Origin of the sequence: Devosia sp. LjRoot3, from assembly GCF_964252865.1 — a bacterium.
Lineage (GTDB): Bacteria > Pseudomonadota > Alphaproteobacteria > Rhizobiales > Devosiaceae > Devosia.
Genome location: NZ_CAXUPK020000005.1, coordinates 327,992 through 344,198, shown reverse-complemented (window position 1 = coordinate 344,198; position 16,207 = coordinate 327,992). Strand labels below are relative to the sequence as shown.

The window sequence follows — 16,207 nt, the reverse complement described above, 5'->3', positions numbered from 1 at the left end:
GAGTCGCTCAGGCAGCATTTTCTGCAAGTTTTGCCAGTTTTGCGAGGATTGCAGCCGTACCCTTGAGCCTTGTTTCCGGGGTTGGCCAGTTGCGCGCGAACACGAGTTTCTGATCAGGCTTGATGCGAACCTGGTTGGCTGGGTCGCTCACGAGCTTCACCAGACCCACCGGATTGGGGAATTCGCTATTGCGCAAAGTCAACACCGCACCCTTCGGCCCGGCATCGACTTTCTCGACATTGGCCTGACGGCACAAGGACTTGACGAGGATTACCTTGAGCAAAGCCTCGACTTCCTCGGGCAAAGGCCCGAATCGGTCGATCAATTCCGCGCCCGCCGCGTCGATGTCCCTGATATCGGTCAGGTCGCCGAGCTTGCGGTAAAGCTGCATGCGCAGCGTCAGGTCGGGCACATAGTGCTCGGGGATCATCACCGGCATGCCCAGCGAAATCGAAGGGCTCCACTCGTTGCGATCCTCGTATTCTTCCTCGCCGCTCCGAAGCGCCGCCACGGCTTCTTCGAGCATGGCCTGATAGAGTTCGTAGCCCACCTCGCGGATATGGCCCGATTGCTCGTCGCCAAGCAGGTTCCCCGCGCCGCGAATGTCGAGGTCGTGGCTCGCAAGCTGGAAACCGGCGCCCAGACTTTCAAGCGATTGCAGCACACCCAGCCGCCGCTCGGCCGTGTCGGTCAATTTTTTGTCAGCCGGCACGGTGAACAGCGCATAGGCGCGTTGCTTGGCCCGGCCGATACGCCCACGGATCTGATAAAGCTGCGCCAGGCCGAAATTGTCGGCGCGATGCACGATCAGCGTATTGGCATTGGGAATATCGAGCCCGGACTCGACGATCGTCGTCGCCAGCAGCACGTCGAATTTGCCATCGTAGAAGGCGTTCATGATGTCGTCGAGTTCGCCCGGCGGCATCTGCCCATTGGCCACGACATAGGAAACTTCCGGCACCTGCTGGCGCAGGAATTCTGCGATATCCGGCTGGTCCTTGATCTTCGGCACCACATAAAAGCTCTGCCCGCCGCGATACTTTTCGCGCAGGAGTGCCTCGCGGATCGAGAGCGGATCGAAGGGCGAGATGAATGTACGGATCGCCAGACGATCGACCGGCGGCGTCGCCAGCAGAGAAAGGTCGCGCACCCCGGTCAGCGCCAGTTGCAGCGTGCGCGGAATCGGCGTCGCCGTCAGCGTCAACACGTGCACATTGGCCTTGAGCTCCTTGAGCCGCTCCTTGTGGCCCACGCCAAAGTGCTGCTCTTCGTCGATGATGAGAAGGCCTAGGTCATGGAACTTGATAGTCTTGGAGAGCAGAGCATGCGTGCCCACCACGATATCGACCTGCCCATCGGCCAGTCCATCCTTGGTCGCCTTCAATTCAGCGGCGCTGACCATGCGCGAGGCATGGCGCACCCGCACGGGCAGCCCCTTGAAGCGCTCTGAGAAGGTCTTGAAATGCTGCCGCGCTAGGAGCGTCGTCGGCACCACCACGGCAACCTGCTTGCCACTCAGCGCCACGCCAAAGGCCGCGCGCAAGGCCACTTCGGTCTTGCCGAAGCCAACGTCGCCGCAAACCAACCGGTCCATGACCTTGCCCGAGGTGATATCGTCAAACACCGCCTCGATGGCCGTGAGCTGGTCCTCGGTTTCCTCATAGGGGAAGCGCGCCGCGAATTCGTCATAGGCGCCGGCATTGATGTCGATGACATCGGCTTTGACCAGCAAGCGCTGCGCAGCGAGCTTGATAAGCTGCTCCGCCATTTCGCGGATGCGCTTCTTGAGTTTTCCTTTTTTCGCCTGCCAGGCAACGCCGCCGAGCTTGTCGAGCGCCACGGACGAGTCATCCGACCCGTAGCGCGTAAGAAGCTCGATATTTTCGACCGGCAGATAGAGTTTTGTGTCGCCGGCATATTGCAGCTCGACGCATTCATGCGGAGCACCACCGGCTTCGATTACTTTCAGGCCCACAAACCGGCCGATACCATGATCGACGTGAACCACGAGATCGCCGGCCGAGAGCGAAGCCGCTTCAGTCAGCGCATCCGAAGCCTTCTTCTTGCGCTGCGGCCGCAGGATGCGCTCGCCCAAAATATCCTGCTCGGAAAGAACCAGCAGGTCTTTGGTTTCAAAGCCGGTTTCGAGCGGCAGCACCACCAGCGAGGTCGTCGCCGCGCTGGTCGTTTCCGCATCGCGCCAGTTTTCCGCCATGCGCGGATTGGTCAGTCCATGGTCCTTCAAAACCTGAACCATGCGGTCGCGCGTACCCGCGCTCCAGCAAGCGACGATCACCCGCCGTCCTTCGCGCCGCTCCGCCAGGAGCCGGTCCACGACCGCCTGGAACAGATTGACGTCAGACGCCAGCCGCTCCGCCGCAAAACTCGGCGCAATATGCCCGCCCCAATCATCGCCCTTCTTGGCACTGGGCGAGAGGAACTGCGAAAGCTGGATCACCGAAGCGCCGGCAAGCGTCTGCGGCTGCACATCGAGATCGTAGAGCAGGTCCGGCTGGATCGGCTTATAGGGCGCCCCTGCCCCGGCTACGGGTTTTGCCTGCCGCGCCGTCTCGCGCGCTTCATAATAGTCGGCGATCTGTTCGGCGCGCTCGGCAAAAGCCTCCGCCGCCTGATCGTCGAACACGAAGGGCGCATCGCCGACATAGTCGGCCAACCGGTCCATATGGTCGTAGAAAAACGGCAGCCAATGCTCCGTGCCCGAATAGCGCGAACCGCCGCTCACCGAGGCATAAAGCGTGTCGTCGACCGTATTACCACCAAAGGCGGCGGTATATTTCTGCCGGAAGCGGCGAATGGTCTCTTCGTTGAGAATGACCTCGCTCATCGGCGTCAGGTCAACGCGCTTCAGCGTGCCCGTGGTGCGCTGGCTGTCCGGATCAAAGGTACGGATCGATTCAAGCTGGCTACCGAAAAAGTCGAAGCGCAACGGTGCGTCCGCGCTCGCTGGGAACAAGTCCACGAGCCCGCCACGCACCGCATATTCGCCGCTTTCGCGCACCGTCGGCACGCGCAGATAGCCATTGTTCGACGCCCAGGCGATCAGCTTCTCGCTATCGACCACCCGCCCGATAGCCGCCGAAAACGACATGGTTTCAACCACATCGCGCGGCGGCAATTTCTGGATCAGCGCATTGACCGCGGTCAGCACGATCGCGCCCTTGGCCCCGCTCGTCAGCGCCGCCAGCGTGTTCATGCGTGCCGCAATGGTTACGTTATTGGGCGAAACGCGATCATAGGGCAGACAGTCCCAGGCCGGCAGCGTCAGGATCGTGTGGCCCGGCAGCATCGCGCCCAGCACTTCAGCCATTCGCTGCATCCGCCGCCCATCGCGCGCGACGAAAACCAGGCTCGCCGCATCATCCGGCGCATCCTTCAGACGCTGCTCGATCAGCCGCGCCAGCGCCATTGGCTGCATACCATCGGGCACATTGGAAATCGTCCGGATGGCCGGCAGCCCAGTCATTTCATTCATTTTTCGATCCGAGCCTGGTGGTCGGCCACGACCAGATCAAGAAAGGCCCGGTCGACATGCGCCGGCGGCTCTTCCTGCCGCATCACCCATTTGAGCAGCGGCGGATCTTCCTCGTTCATCAGCGCTTCCAGCCGGTCGAGTTCGGCCGTGCCATACCCATCGATATTGGCATCGCAGAATGGCCCGAGCACCAGGTCCATTTCCTTGGTCCCCCGATGCCAGGCGCGATAGCGCAACCGCTTGCGGCGAATAGCAATGTCCTCACCGGCCGTCATTTCGACATCCATGATTCAGTAGTTTGTTCTCGATTTGGACACTCTCTTACGCGTCTTGAAAGGGATTGTCAGCCCTTTGCGCGCAATGGCGAAGCAACTTGATCTCGATCATGCAGCAGTCACGAATTCTGCCCTAGAAGGACTAAAGAGCAAGGAGCAAACCATGGCCGTTCCGCAAAACAAGACCGAGCTTCTGGCCGCCATCGACAAGACCTACGGCAAGCTGGCCGCTGACTTCGCCGCGATTCCCGTCGAACGAACCGCCGAAAAGACGCTCGAAGGCCACGCCAAGGGCATCATGATGAGCGTGCACGACCTTGCGGCCTATCTCCTCGGCTGGAACCTGCTTGTCATCAAATGGTATCGCGGGCGCAAGGCTGGCCAGGAGGTCGACTTTCCTGAAACCGGCTACAAGTGGAACGAACTCGGCCGCCTCGCGCAGAAATTCTACGCTGATCACGCCGCCCTTCCCTTTCCCGATCTGCTCGCCGAACTAGACCGCGCCAAATCCGACATCGTCGCGATCATCGAGGCGGAAGACGACACCAGCCTCTACGGCCGCCCATGGTACGAAAAATGGACCCTAGGGCGCATGATCCAGTTCAATACTTCATCGCCCTACGCCAATGCGCATACACGTCTTGTGAAATGGCGCAAGGCGCAGGCGTTGAGCTAGGGTTCCGCCCTGTTCCTGTCCTGTTCTTTTGTGCCACTCTCGCGCGCAGGAGAATCAGTCAGTGTCGCGTCCCGAAACCCTCCAGCCCCTGTTCCGCTCGCTCCACGCAATCAAAGGCGTGGGTGACAAGCTCGCGGCCCTGCTCACGCGCTTTTTCGGTGCGCCCGAGGGGCAGGAAGCCATCGTCCTCGACATTCTGATGCACATGCCATCGGGCACGGTCGATCGTCGTCGCCAGGTTGGCATTGCCGAGGCCTATCTCAACCAGATCGTCACGCTGAAACTGCATGTCGACCGCCACCAGCCTCCCCCGCGTGGTCGCGAGCACATTCCCCATCGCGTTTACACACACGATGAATCTGGAGACATGCAGCTTGTCTTTTTCCGCGCCCAAGGCGGCTGGGTCGAAAAGGCGCTGCCGGTCGGCGAAGAGCGCTACGTCTCGGGCCAGGTCGGTTTCTTCAACGGCGAGAAGCAGATCACCCACCCCGACTACATCGTCGAGCCGGATAAGTTCGCCACACTGCCCCTCGTCGAACCCGTCTATCCGCTGACCAACGGCCTGAGCTCCAAGGCATTGGCAAAGCTCGTGCGCCAGGCTGTCGATTCCATCCCCGTTCTCCCCGAATGGATCGACCCGGCCACGATGAATCAGCGCAAGTGGCCGACCTTTACCGAGGCCATGCACAGCGTGCACCTGCCCGAAAATCCGGGCGAAGCCGAACTCTGGGGCCCCTCCCGCCAGCGCCTCGCTTATGACGAATATCTTGCCGGCCAGATCACCCTGCAACTGCTGCGCTCGTCGATGATTTCCGAGCGCGGCATAGCGCGCACATTCAATGGCAGCGTGACGTCCAAGGTCGCGAGTGTGCTTCCGTTCAAGCTCACCGACGGACAAAATCAGGCGCTTGAGGAAATCCGTGCAGACCTCGCAGCGCCCGAGCGCATGTCCCGTCTTTTGCAGGGCGACGTGGGCTCCGGCAAAACCGTCGTCGCCTTGATGGCTATGGCCGCCATGGCCGAGTCTGGCGCTCAATCCGCCCTCATGGCGCCGACAGAACTCTTGGCTTCCCAGCACTACAAAACCATCAAGCCCATCTGCGACGCTGCCGGCCTCGGTTGCGCCCTGCTCACCGGCAAAATGCCCGCCGCCGAACGCCGCGCCATCCTCGCCGGCCTCACCGATGGCACCACCACCATCGCCGTGGGCACCCACGCGCTTTTCCAATCCGGCATCGAATTCAACAACTTGGGTCTGACGGTTGTCGACGAGCAACACCGCTTCGGTGTCCACCAGCGCCTGGCCCTCTCCGAAAAGGGCCGCCACACCGACCTCCTCGTCATGACCGCCACGCCGATCCCGCGCACGCTGGTGCTCACCCACTTCGGCGACATGGCCGTCAGCGTCCTCAAGGAAAAGCCCCGCGGCCGCCAACCCATCGATACGGCGGTTCTTTCGATCAACGATTACGACCGCGTCATCGCCCGCCTGCAGGCAAAACTGCACGAAGGCGCCCAGGCCTATTGGGTCTGCCCGCTAGTGGAAGAAAGCGAAACGCTGGAGGTCGTCTCAGCCGAAGACCGTTTCGCCGAACTGCAAAAAATCTTCGGCCTCGAAGTTGCCCTCGTCCACGGACGCATGTCTGCCGCCGCCAAGCAGGACGTCATGGCGCGCTTCAAGGCCAATGAAATCAAGCTTCTGGTGGCCACCACCGTCATCGAAGTCGGCGTCGACGTCCCCAACGCCACCATCATGATCATCGAGCACGCCGAACGCTTCGGCCTCGCCCAGCTCCACCAGCTGCGTGGCCGCGTCGGTCGCGGCTCCCAGCGCTCCGCCTGCCTGCTGCTCTACAAGGACCCACTCAGCGAAACCGCAAGGGCTCGCCTCGACACGATAAAATCCACCGAAGACGGCTTTGAGATCGCCGAACGCGACCTCGAACTCCGCGGTCAAGGCGACATTCTGGGCACGCGCCAATCCGGCATGCCCGGCTACCGCCTCGCCGTCCCCGACGTGCACCGGCACCTCCTGGAATTCGCCCACGACGACGCCAAGGCGCTGATGCAGCGTAACCCAGCCCTTACCGGTGATGACGGCGAAGCGGCCCGTACGCTGTTGTATTTGTTCAGGAAAGACCTGGCGATACCTCTGATCCGGGCGGGGTAAACTGCCTTCCCCACCTCCACGGCGTCATTCCCGCGAAAGCGGGAATCTCTGTTTGTAGCGAGAATGGATTCCCGCTTTCGCGGGAATGACACCGGGGTGGAGTGAAGCGAAGAGCCTTATCCCAGTCCTGGGATTCGCCTATTCCACCGTCACCGACTTCGCCAAATTCCTCGGCTGGTCCACGTCCGTGCCCATAAACACAGCCGTATGATAGGCCAGCAACTGCACCGGAATCGTCGCCAGGATCGGCGCAACGAACGGATGCACATGCGGGATCTCGATGATGTCGGCCACGCCGTGACCGACCGTCTTCGCGCCCTCGGGATCGGTGATGAGAATGATCTTCCCGCCTCGCGCCGCGACTTCCTGCATGTTGCTGAGCGTCTTGTCGACCAGCTCATCCGAAGGCGCCACGACGATCACCGGCATGGCTTCATCGACCAGCGCAATCGGCCCATGCTTCAGCTCGCCGGCGGCATAGCCTTCGGCATGGATATAGCTGATTTCCTTGAGCTTTAGCGCGCCTTCCATGGCGATCGGGAACATCGGCCCGCGCCCGAGATAGAGCACATCCTTGGCCTTCGACAGGCGCTTGGAAATGTCGACGATCTGGCCTTCCGCCCCCAGCGCCTCGGACACGGCCGATGGCAGCGCCACCAGCGCCCGCACCAGTTCCGCTTCCTGCTCGGCGCTCACCACGCCGCGCGCCCGGCCCGCCGCCAGCGACAGACTCGCGAGCGCCGTCAACTGCGCCGTCAGCGCCTTGGTCGAGGCAACACCGATTTCCGGCCCACAAAGGATTGGAAACACCACGCCGGATTCACGCGCAATGGTCGATTCCACCGTGTTCACAAGGCTTGCCACATGCTGCCCCTGCCCGGCGCAATAGCGCAGAGCCGCCAGCGTATCGGCCGTTTCACCCGATTGCGAAATGAACAGCGACAGCCCGTTCTTGTCGAGCGGCGGTTCGCGATAGCGGAATTCACTCGCCACATCGATGTCCACGGGGAGCCGCGCATAGCGCTCGAACCAGTATTTTGCCACTGCACCAGCATAATAGGCCGTGCCGCAAGCGCTCATGGTCAGTCGCGAAAGATCAGCGAAATCAAAGGGTAGGCTTTCCCGGATCGCCACCTTTTCCGCGCCCATGTCCACATAGTGGCTCAGCGTGTGCGAAATGGTTTCGGGCTGCTCGTAGATTTCCTTGGCCATGAAATGGCGATGGTTGCCCTTGTCCACCAGCAGCGCCGAAGCCTGCGACAGCAATTGCTCACGCTGCACGATGGCGTCCTTGCCATCGCGAATGGTCACGCCGGCCGGCGTGATGACGGCCCAATCGCCATCCTCAAGATAGGTCAGCCGCGAGGTGAACGGCGCCAGCGCCATTGCGTCCGAGCCAAGATACATTTCCGTCGCGCCATAGCCCACGGCCAGCGGCGCCCCATGACGCGCGGCGATCAGCAGATTACCCTCGCCCTTGAACAAAAAGGCCAGCGCAAAGGCGCCTTTCAGCTTCTTCAGCGTCCGCGCCACGGCCAGTTCCGGGTCGGCGCCATTGGCCAGTTCCCGGCTCACCCACAGCGCCACGGATTCGGTATCCGTCTGCGTCTGCGGCAGATATCCGTCCTGCGCAAGATCGGCGAGAAGCTCGCGAAAATTCTCGATAATGCCGTTATGGACCACGGCGACACGCTCGGTCGCATGCGGATGGGCATTCTGCTCGGTCGGCGCGCCATGCGTCGCCCAGCGGGTGTGCCCAATGCCGATATGTCCGTCGAGCGGCTCCATGCCGAGCTTGGTGGCAAGATTGCCCAGCTTCCCCTCGGCTCGCCTGCGCGATATCGCGCCGCCTTCCAGCGTTGCGACACCGGCGCTGTCATAGCCGCGATATTCCAGGCGCTTCAGCGCATCGACCAGACGACCGGCAACTGGTTCGTTACCGACAATGCCAACAATGCCGCACATCTTATTTCCCCTTGGCCGCCAGTTTGGCGGCCTTTTTCGCGAGCGCCAGTTCCCGCAATTTTGGCGCATAGCCCGGCTTGGTTTCCTGTCGCGCCCGGCCAAAAGCCAGGGCATCGTCCGGCACGTCCTGCGTAATCACACTGCCCGAAGCGGTGTAGGCGCCATTGCCAATCGTCACCGGCGCCACGAGCGAGGCATTGGACCCGATAAAGGCATTGTCGCCGATAATCGTCTTGTCCTTGTTAACGCCGTCATAGTTGCAGGTGATGGTACCCGCACCGATATTGGTCTTTGATCCAATTTCGGCATCACCAAGATAGCTCAGGTGCCCCGCCTTGGTTCCGGCCCCGATCTTGGACTTCTTCACCTCGACAAAATTGCCGAGGTGCACATCCGGCCCCAGCTCGGCCCCGCCGCGAATACGGGCAAACGGCCCGATGCTCGCGCCCTCGCCAATGATGGCGTCTTCAATGTCACAGAAGGCCCGGATCTCGACATTGTCGGCGATCTTCACGCCCGGGCCGAACACGACATTGGGAAAAATCGTCACGTCCCGGCCGATTTCCGTATCCCACGAAAACCAGGTGCTATTGGGATCGCGCAGGGTGACGCCATTTTCCATGGCCTCAATCCGCTTGAATTCCTGGAACGTCGCCTCGGCTTCGGCCAGCTTTATGCGGTTGTCGACGCCAACCAGCTCATTCGCATCCGCCTCGATGAAATCGACGCGCTTCTTGTCTCCGGCTGCCAGTTCGATGGCATCGGTCAGATAATACTCGCCCTTGGCATTCTTGTTATCGATCCGGTCGATCACCGATCGCAGCGTGTCCCCGCGAAAACCCATGATGCCGGAATTGCAGAGGCCGATCTTGCGTTCTTCTTCTGTCGCGTCCTTATGCTCGCGGATGGCCAGCACACGGCTCCCTTCCGTCAAAAGCCGGCCATAGCCGGTAGGGTTCTCCGGCCGGAACCCGACCACCACGATATCGGCGCCGCCATCGAGCCTGTCGGTGATCTCGGCAATCGTCTCGCTGGTCACCAGTGGCGTATCGGCATAGAGCACCAGAATATGCCCGGCCGCGGCCTCATAGGCCGCCCGCGCCTGCTGCACCGCATGAGCAGTGCCCTTGCGCTCCACCTGCTTGGAAATATGCGCGTTGGCCTCGAACCGCGTAACCGCCTCTTCCACGGCCTCATGGTTCGGCCCCACCACGACCGCAATGGTCGATCCCGCCGCCTTGGCTGTCCGCAACACATGACTGACGACCGGCAGGCCGCCGACATGATGCAAGACCTTGGGCACGGATGACTTCATCCGCGTGCCCTCACCGGCCGCAAGAATGATGGAAAGCAGTTCTGTCATCGCGGCCACTCCAGCTCGCCAAGTTCTTCTTCGCCCATTGCCACAAATTTATGGCCGATGTCATTGGTGAATAGATAACCAATGACACATTCTAATAGCGCGTAGTGCCCTTGATTCGTTGGGCAAACGAGGATGGACAATTGGTGCAGAATTCAGAACAGTTTCGGCAGTCGGACGTCAAAGTCTGGGGAATAGCCGCACTTGTCTGCACCGGCTTGGCCGTTCTGGGCGCCAATGTCGGTGGTCTCATCCCCTCGTCGGCCCTCAATGCGCTGCATTCGCCGCGAAACGACGCCGCCTCGCTAGCCCAGTTGCGCCAGCAGGTTGCCGAGCTGCGCACCGAAACCGTGCAACTGCGCCGCCAGAACGAAGTGCTCACGACCCGCTTCTCGCTGCAGGAACAGTCCGGCAATGAAGTAGTCCGGCGCGTCGGCGCATTGGAAGTCTCTATGCCGACTCTTGCGGAAATTCGGCCCGCCATGGGCGCGATCGATCGCTCGGTCACCACGGCATCGATCACCAACAATGCCGGCCAGCAGGTTGCCGCCGAAGGTGGCACCGTCGTCGTGCACCAGTCGCCCCTGCAGCAACCCCTGCCCGCTCCCATCGCCGTGCCCACTGCCTCGTCCGGCGCCCAGGTTGGCTATGCTGTCGCCGTCGGCTCAAGCTTTGCGGTCGGTCAGGGCGCCGCGCAGTGGCACAATCTCGAAGTTCGCCTCGGCTCCCTCGTCATCGATATGTCGCCACTCCTCACCGAGGGTGCGGGTGCCAATCAGCAGCGACTTGTCGTTGGTCCCATCGCACAAATGTCGGAAGCGCGCGATTTCTGCCAGCGCCTCGAACAGATGGAAATCGCCTGTTCGCCAACCAGCTTTGCTGGCACGCCGATCAACTAGGAAGGTCGCCTTCCCCAGCCTTGGACGGTCCCGGCGCAATATTGGTTGACTCCGGGACCATCCTGACTATTTTCCGCGCCAACGCCGCAGGGCGTTTGCAGATGCGCCGGTAGCTCAGTGGTAGAGCATTCGACTTTTAATCGAATGGTCGCGGGTTCGACCCCCGCCCGGCGTACCACTCTTTCCCAACATCACCCCACAAGACCAAGCTGCTGCGCCGAGTGCAGCTTTGCGTAGACGCCATTGCTGCTCAGCAGCGCGTCATGGGCACCCTGTTCGGCAATGCCGTTCTCAGTAAGAACGATGATGCGATGGGCATGGCGAACGGTCGCCAGGCGATGCGCAATGATCAGCGTGGTGCGGCCCGACGACAGGTCGTTCAGCGCCTGCTGGATCGCCGCCTCGGTCGCCGTATCCAGGGCAGACGTCGCCTCGTCGAGGATCAGAATCGGCGGGTTTTTCAAGAAGATGCGCGCAATAGCGACGCGCTGCTTCTGCCCACCCGAGAGTTTCACCCCGCGCTCGCCGACAACCGTATCGAGCCCGGCCGGCAGGCCCGCAATCATCTCTTCCAGCCGCGCCCGACGCGCCGCTTCCATGATCGCCTCGTCCGAAGCGTCGAGATCGCCATAGGCAATGTTGGAACGCAACGTGCCGCCAAACAGGAACACGTCCTGCTGCACCACGCCGATCTGCTTGCGCAGCGACGCCTGCGTCATGTCGGCAATGCCGATGCCATCGATGCTGATGCGGCCCTCGGTGGTCTCATAGAACCGCGGCAACAGCGAGCAGAGCGTCGTCTTGCCCGCGCCCGAAGGCCCGACAATAGCGACGGTTTCGCCCGCAGTGATGTCGAGATTGACGTTCCGCAGGATCGAGCGGCCTTCGTCGTAAGAGAACGAGACATCCTCGAAGCGGATATGCCCATTCAGCCGGTCCACCTCCACGGCATTGGGGCTGTCAGCAATGTCAGGCTCGGTATCGATCAGCTTGGCAAAGCGGCGGAACCCGGCAATGCCCTTGGGGTAGCTTTCCAACACGCCGGTGATCTTGTCGATCGGCCGAAGGAACACATCCACCAGCAGCAGGAAGCTGACGAAACCGCCATAGGACAGCTCGCCCACAACCACCAGCCATGCGCCGGCCATCATGATGACGAGCTGCACAATGCGGGTGGAGAGGAACGTAATGAGCAGGCTGGAGGTCATGATCGCATAGGCCTGCAGCTTGGTCTTGCGATAGGCGAGGTTATTGTCCTGGAACAGCCCGGATTCGTGCCCCTCATTGGCAAAAGCCTTGACCACGCGAATGCCGCCGATGGCATCTTCCACGCGCACGTTGAAATCGCCGACCCGGCGGAACAGTTCCTGCCAGTTCCTGGTCATGCGCGAGCCATAACGCGTCACCAGCCAGCTCATGATGGGCACCAGCGCAATCGCGATAAGCGCCAGCTTCCAATTGGTGAAAAACATCAAGAGGAAGGCGCCGATAAAGGTCATCACGGCAATGAACAGGTCTTCCGGGCCATGGTGCGCAATTTCGCCCACGTCCTCGAGGTCCTTGGTCACATGGGTGATCAGGTGCCCGGTCTTGTTGTTGTCGAAGAAGCGGAAGCTGAGCTTCTGCATGTGGTCAAAGGCCTGCCGGCGCATGTCGGTTTCCATCGACACGCCGAGCACATGGCCGAAATAGTTGACGATCGCCTTGAGGCCAGCGCTGACCACATAAATGGCAAGCAGACCCGCACAGGCCGCCAGGATCAACGAATAGTTGGACTCCGGCAGCAGCTTGTCGATCACATAGGCGACCGCCAGCGGAAAGGCGAGCTCCAGGAGACCCGCGATAACGGCGCAACCGAAGTCGAGAATGAACAGCCCCGTATAGGGGCGATAGTAGGCATAAAAGCGCTTAAGCATGTGGCTTGGCCCATCAAGAAGGATACTGGCCGCGATGGTCGGCCGGTAGAGATAACTAGACTTGTTTAGTCATATTTGATGTCTGTGGCAACGTGCGCAGGGCCGCTGTCTTGACGTTGCCATACGACTTAGGCATGACCCCGGCAACGTTCTTTCCGTCATGGCCCCATGTCAACCTGCTCCACCGACATCGACCCTTATGCCGAGCTCGACAATCGGGCCGATGCTGCAGAGCTGTCGGAAGAGTTCCGCATGCCGGTGGCGGTCCGGCGGCGGCGGCGTCCACCCACCAGAATTCTGACCCAGCCCGGCCGTCGCCGCGCGTAGCGGCTGTCAGAATCGGCCCGGCGAACTCATACTAAAACCATCAGCATTGTGAGGAGGCCACGTGTCTCAGGATACCATGGATCTGCTCAAGGTCCTCGCAGCGGTCTTGCTCGTCTTCGCGACGTCGACCCTCGCCATGCTCTACGTCATCTTTCTGATGGCGCAGTATGGGGCCAACCTGCCCATGATCGGCGCCGTGCCCCTCTTCGCACCGCCCGAACTGATCCCGCTTCTGGCCCAGAACCAGGTCTTCGCGACGCTTGCAGCCGTTCACGTGACGGCCACTGGCATCGCCTTGGCTCTCACGAGCAACACCATCGACATGGCGCTGCTGATCACTGCCAAGGCGGTGACCGTGGTCATCACCTCGCTGATCGGCTTTGCCGGCGGCCACATGATCTATCTGCAGCTCAACGAAAACACGCCGCTGACGGCATCAGGCATCGCCCCAGCGCTGATCGCGCTGGTCGGCTACTTCCTGCTTTCGACGGCGCTGAGCGTCCCGGCATTGCGCCAGTTGGGCAATTTGCGCTTCGTCATCGCCATCGGCCTGGTGCTGATCGGCCCAATGCTGCTGGTGTGGCTCTAAGAAAGTCCCCATCCCTTCGTCATTGCCGGGCTTGTCCCGGCAATCCATCTCGCCTCCGCCAGCCATTCTTACGAATGGCTGGGGACCACCGGGACAAGCCCGGCGGCGACGATGAACAGAAAAATTAAGCCGCCAGCGTCACCACGATCGCCCCCTTGGGCGTAGCCACCACAGTGTGCTCATACTGCACGCACGGCGCCATGGGATCGGCAACCAGCGTCCACTCGTCATCGTCGCTCTTCTGCGCCGCAAACTGCCCACCCATCGACAGAAACGGCTCGATGGTGAACACCAGCCCATTCTCGATCCGCCGCCGCTCCGACCGATCCGGCCAGGTCGGAATCTCGCCCGGCTCATCATGAAGACTGTCGCCCACGCCATGGCTGGCGAGATTCCTGATTAGCGTATAGCCGCCCTTCTTGGCCACCTTGCCGATGGCCGTGCCGATATCGGCGAGCGGAGCACCCGCCTTCACAGCGTTGATCCCGGCCCACATCGCCTTCTTGCCGTCGCGGCACAGCGTATCGAGCCGCTTGTCGCCCTTGCCCAGCACATAGCTCGCGCCACAGTCGGCAAAGACGCCATTCAGAGCCGCCGACACATCGATATTGACGAGATCGCCCTCGTGCAGCACCCGGTCGCCCGGAATGCCATGGGCGATCTCCTCGTTCACCGAGATGCAAGTCGCCCCCGGAAAATCATAGGTCACGATAGGCGCCGACAGCGCCCCGTGCTCGGCCAGGATTTTGGCGCCGATCTCGTCGAGCTCGAGCGTCGTCATCCCCGGTCGCATGGCCGCAGCCATGGCGTCGCGCGCCACGGCACAAATGCGGCCGATTGCCTTGAGTTTTTCCAGTTGCTCGTCGGTGGTGATGGTCAATGATCAGGCCTTGTTGGCGAGGTAGAATTTGAGGAGGCCCTGCGTGGAGCTATCATGCCCCTCCCCGCTCTGCTCACCCTGAACCTTCGGCAGCAGCGCCTTGGCAAGCTGCTTGCCCAGTTCCACGCCCCACTGGTCATAGGAATTGACGTTCCAGATGACGCCCTGCACGAACACCTTGTGCTCATAGAGGGCCACCAGCGACCCCAGGATTTCAGGCGTCAGCTGCTTGTAGAACAGCGTGTTGGACGGACGATTGCCCGGGAACACCTTGTGCGGGGTCAGTGCCTTGATCTGGTCCTTGTCGAGGCCTTGGGCCTTGAGCTCAGCAACGACCTCTTCTTCGGTCTTGCCCAGCATCAGCGCTTCGGACTGCGCCAGCACATTGGCCACCAGCTTGTCGTGATGCGGCGGCAGCTTTTCATGCGGCTGCGCGGCAATCAGGAAATCCGCCGGGATCACGTCCGTGCCCTGGTGGATCAACTGATAGAACGCATGCTGCCCATTGGTGCCCGGCTCGCCCCAGACGATCGGACCCGTCGACCAACCCACCGGCTTGCCGTTGAGGGTGACGGACTTGCCGTTCGATTCCATATCCTGCTGCTGCAGATAAGCCGCAAAACGGCTCAGCCGCTGGTCATAGGGCAGCACGGCATGCGTGGAAAAACCCCAGGCATTGCGATACCAGACGCCCAGCAGGCCCATGATCACAGGCAGGTTGCTTTCGAGCGGCGTCTCGAGGAAGTGCCGGTCCATCGCATCGGCGCCGGCCAGGAACTTTGCAAAATTGTCGTAGCCGACAGCCAGCGCCACGGGCAGACCGATGGCCGACCACACCGAATAGCGACCACCAACCCAGTCCCAGAACCCAAAAATGCGGTCTTCGCGAATACCGAACTTGGCGCAGGCCGCAATATTGGTCGAAACCGCAGCAAAATGGCTCGGCACCGCCTCTTCGCCCAGCGCGTCAGCCAGCCACTTCCGGGCCGAATGCGCATTGGTCATCGTCTCGTCGGTCGTAAACGTCTTCGAGGCGATAATGAACAGCGTCTTCTTCGGGTCGAGTCCCTTCAGAATGTCATGGATATGCGCGCCATCGACATTGGACACATAGTGCGCGCGCAGGTCCGGCCGCGTATAGGGCGCCAGCGCCAACGTCACCATCACCGGGCCGAGATCTGACCCGCCAATGCCGATATTGACCACATCGGTGATCTGCTCGCCGCCATGCCCGCGGATTTCGCCCGACCGCACCGCATTTGTATAGGTCTCGATAGCTTTCAAGACGGCCCGCACATCGGGCATCACGTCCTTGCCATCAACTTCGACCGGCTTGTCGCCCTGATAGCGCAGCGCCATGTGCATCACGGCGCGGTCTTCGGTGACGTTGATGTGCTCGCCTTCGCACATCTGCGCGCGGCGTTCTTCAACGCCGGCAGCGCGTGCCAAGTCGAACAGCGCAGCCATCACACCTTCGTCGATCCGGTTCTTGGAATAGTCGAGGAGGATATCCGCCCCGCTGACCGAAAAACGCTGGAAGCGGTTCGGGTCTTCCGCGAACAGCAGCCGCATCGGCTGGCCCTCAATTGCCTTCTTGAGCTTGCCCAGCGTTTCGAACCCGGCCTTGCGTCCCGACTTAGCCATCAGCGTCTTCTCC

The 16,207-nt window shown here is 61.4% G+C and carries 12 protein-coding genes and 1 tRNA gene; 6 read left to right on the top strand and 7 right to left on the bottom strand.

Annotated features, from left to right (window positions below; translation table 11 throughout):
• Positions 1 to 7 precede the first annotated feature (7 nt).
• Both mfd and ACSQ2A_RS19025 read right to left on the bottom strand, forming a co-directional pair.
• Positions 8 to 3,493: a transcription-repair coupling factor gene (mfd, locus tag ACSQ2A_RS19030; protein WP_436073487.1), complete on the bottom strand. Its 3,486-nt coding sequence runs from the start codon at positions 3,491 to 3,493 to the stop codon at positions 8 to 10.
• Positions 3,490 to 3,768 carry a succinate dehydrogenase assembly factor 2 gene (locus ACSQ2A_RS19025; RefSeq protein ID WP_295411813.1) on the bottom strand — a complete coding sequence of 93 codons (279 nt, stop codon included), beginning with the start codon at positions 3,766 to 3,768 and terminating at the stop codon, positions 3,490 to 3,492. The genes mfd and ACSQ2A_RS19025 overlap by 4 nt, the downstream gene beginning before the upstream one ends.
• A 163-nt stretch (positions 3,769 to 3,931) precedes the next feature.
• On the opposite strand from ACSQ2A_RS19025, the gene ACSQ2A_RS19020 reads away from it, so the two are divergent.
• Entirely contained in the window at positions 3,932 to 4,444 is a 513-nt protein-coding gene (locus ACSQ2A_RS19020; protein WP_436073486.1) for a ClbS/DfsB family four-helix bundle protein, read from the top strand.
• 61 nt (positions 4,445 to 4,505) lie between these two features.
• Complete coding sequence (gene recG, locus ACSQ2A_RS19015; protein WP_436073485.1) at positions 4,506 to 6,614, top strand: ATP-dependent DNA helicase RecG; 2,109 nt, start codon at positions 4,506 to 4,508, stop codon at positions 6,612 to 6,614.
• Positions 6,615 to 6,752: 138 nt separating this feature from the next.
• Here recG and glmS read toward each other — a convergent pair whose 3' ends face one another.
• Positions 6,753 to 8,579 (bottom strand): glutamine--fructose-6-phosphate transaminase (isomerizing), encoded by a 1,827-nt coding sequence (glmS, locus tag ACSQ2A_RS19010; protein WP_436073484.1) that lies wholly within the window; start codon positions 8,577 to 8,579, stop codon positions 6,753 to 6,755.
• Between the two features lies 1 nt (position 8,580).
• The gene (gene glmU / locus ACSQ2A_RS19005; protein ID WP_436073483.1) at positions 8,581 to 9,942 is read right to left on the bottom strand and encodes a bifunctional UDP-N-acetylglucosamine diphosphorylase/glucosamine-1-phosphate N-acetyltransferase GlmU; all 1,362 of its coding nucleotides are present in this window, start codon (positions 9,940 to 9,942) and stop codon (positions 8,581 to 8,583) included.
• 140 nt (positions 9,943 to 10,082) lie between these two features.
• Here glmU and ACSQ2A_RS19000 point away from each other — a divergent pair, with 140 nt between their 5' ends.
• Together ACSQ2A_RS19000 and ACSQ2A_RS18995 are read left to right on the top strand one after the other, a co-directional pair.
• Positions 10,083 to 10,838 (top strand): hypothetical protein, encoded by a 756-nt coding sequence (locus tag ACSQ2A_RS19000; protein WP_436073482.1) that lies wholly within the window; start codon positions 10,083 to 10,085, stop codon positions 10,836 to 10,838.
• A gap of 103 nt (positions 10,839 to 10,941) precedes the next feature.
• Positions 10,942 to 11,016, top strand: a tRNA-Lys gene (locus tag ACSQ2A_RS18995).
• A gap of 13 nt (positions 11,017 to 11,029) precedes the next feature.
• On the opposite strand, the gene ACSQ2A_RS18990 is transcribed toward ACSQ2A_RS18995, so the two are convergent.
• Positions 11,030 to 12,754: an ABC transporter ATP-binding protein gene (locus tag ACSQ2A_RS18990; RefSeq protein ID WP_436073481.1), complete on the bottom strand. Its 1,725-nt coding sequence runs from the start codon at positions 12,752 to 12,754 to the stop codon at positions 11,030 to 11,032.
• Between the two features lie 168 nt (positions 12,755 to 12,922).
• Between ACSQ2A_RS18990 and ACSQ2A_RS18985 the strand changes: the two genes are divergently transcribed.
• Together ACSQ2A_RS18985 and ACSQ2A_RS18980 are read left to right on the top strand one after the other, a co-directional pair.
• Positions 12,923 to 13,081: a hypothetical protein gene (locus ACSQ2A_RS18985; RefSeq protein ID WP_436073480.1), complete on the top strand. Its 159-nt coding sequence runs from the start codon at positions 12,923 to 12,925 to the stop codon at positions 13,079 to 13,081.
• Positions 13,082 to 13,142: 61 nt separating this feature from the next.
• Positions 13,143 to 13,670: a hypothetical protein gene (locus ACSQ2A_RS18980; RefSeq protein WP_436073479.1), complete on the top strand. Its 528-nt coding sequence runs from the start codon at positions 13,143 to 13,145 to the stop codon at positions 13,668 to 13,670.
• 124 nt (positions 13,671 to 13,794) lie between these two features.
• On the opposite strand, the gene map is transcribed toward ACSQ2A_RS18980, so the two are convergent.
• Positions 13,795 to 14,550, bottom strand: a complete 756-nt coding sequence (map, locus tag ACSQ2A_RS18975; protein ID WP_436073478.1) for a type I methionyl aminopeptidase — start codon at positions 14,548 to 14,550, stop codon at positions 13,795 to 13,797.
• A 3-nt stretch (positions 14,551 to 14,553) separates the two neighbouring features.
• Positions 14,554 to 16,194, bottom strand: a complete 1,641-nt coding sequence (gene pgi / locus ACSQ2A_RS18970) for a glucose-6-phosphate isomerase (RefSeq protein ID WP_436073477.1) — start codon at positions 16,192 to 16,194, stop codon at positions 14,554 to 14,556.
• Positions 16,195 to 16,207: the final 13 nt, after the last annotated feature.

Excerpts from the sequence above, each read along its gene's own strand:
- glmU (WP_436073483.1), bottom strand. The coding sequence starts at position 9,942 with ATGACAGAACTGCTTTCCATCATTCTTGCGGCCGGTGAGGGCACGCGG.
- mfd (WP_436073487.1), bottom strand. The coding sequence starts at position 3,493 with ATGAATGAAATGACTGGGCTGCCGGCCATCCGGACGATTTCCAATGTG.
- ACSQ2A_RS18985 (WP_436073480.1), top strand. The coding sequence starts at position 12,923 with ATGTCAACCTGCTCCACCGACATCGACCCTTATGCCGAGCTCGACAAT.
- glmS (WP_436073484.1), bottom strand. The coding sequence starts at position 8,579 with ATGTGCGGCATTGTTGGCATTGTCGGTAACGAACCAGTTGCCGGTCGT.
- ACSQ2A_RS19025 (WP_295411813.1), bottom strand. The coding sequence starts at position 3,768 with ATGACGGCCGGTGAGGACATTGCTATTCGCCGCAAGCGGTTGCGCTAT.
- pgi (WP_436073477.1), bottom strand. The coding sequence starts at position 16,194 with ATGGCTAAGTCGGGACGCAAGGCCGGGTTCGAAACGCTGGGCAAGCTC.
- ACSQ2A_RS18990 (WP_436073481.1), bottom strand. The coding sequence starts at position 12,754 with ATGCTTAAGCGCTTTTATGCCTACTATCGCCCCTATACGGGGCTGTTC.
- ACSQ2A_RS19020 (WP_436073486.1), top strand. The coding sequence starts at position 3,932 with ATGGCCGTTCCGCAAAACAAGACCGAGCTTCTGGCCGCCATCGACAAG.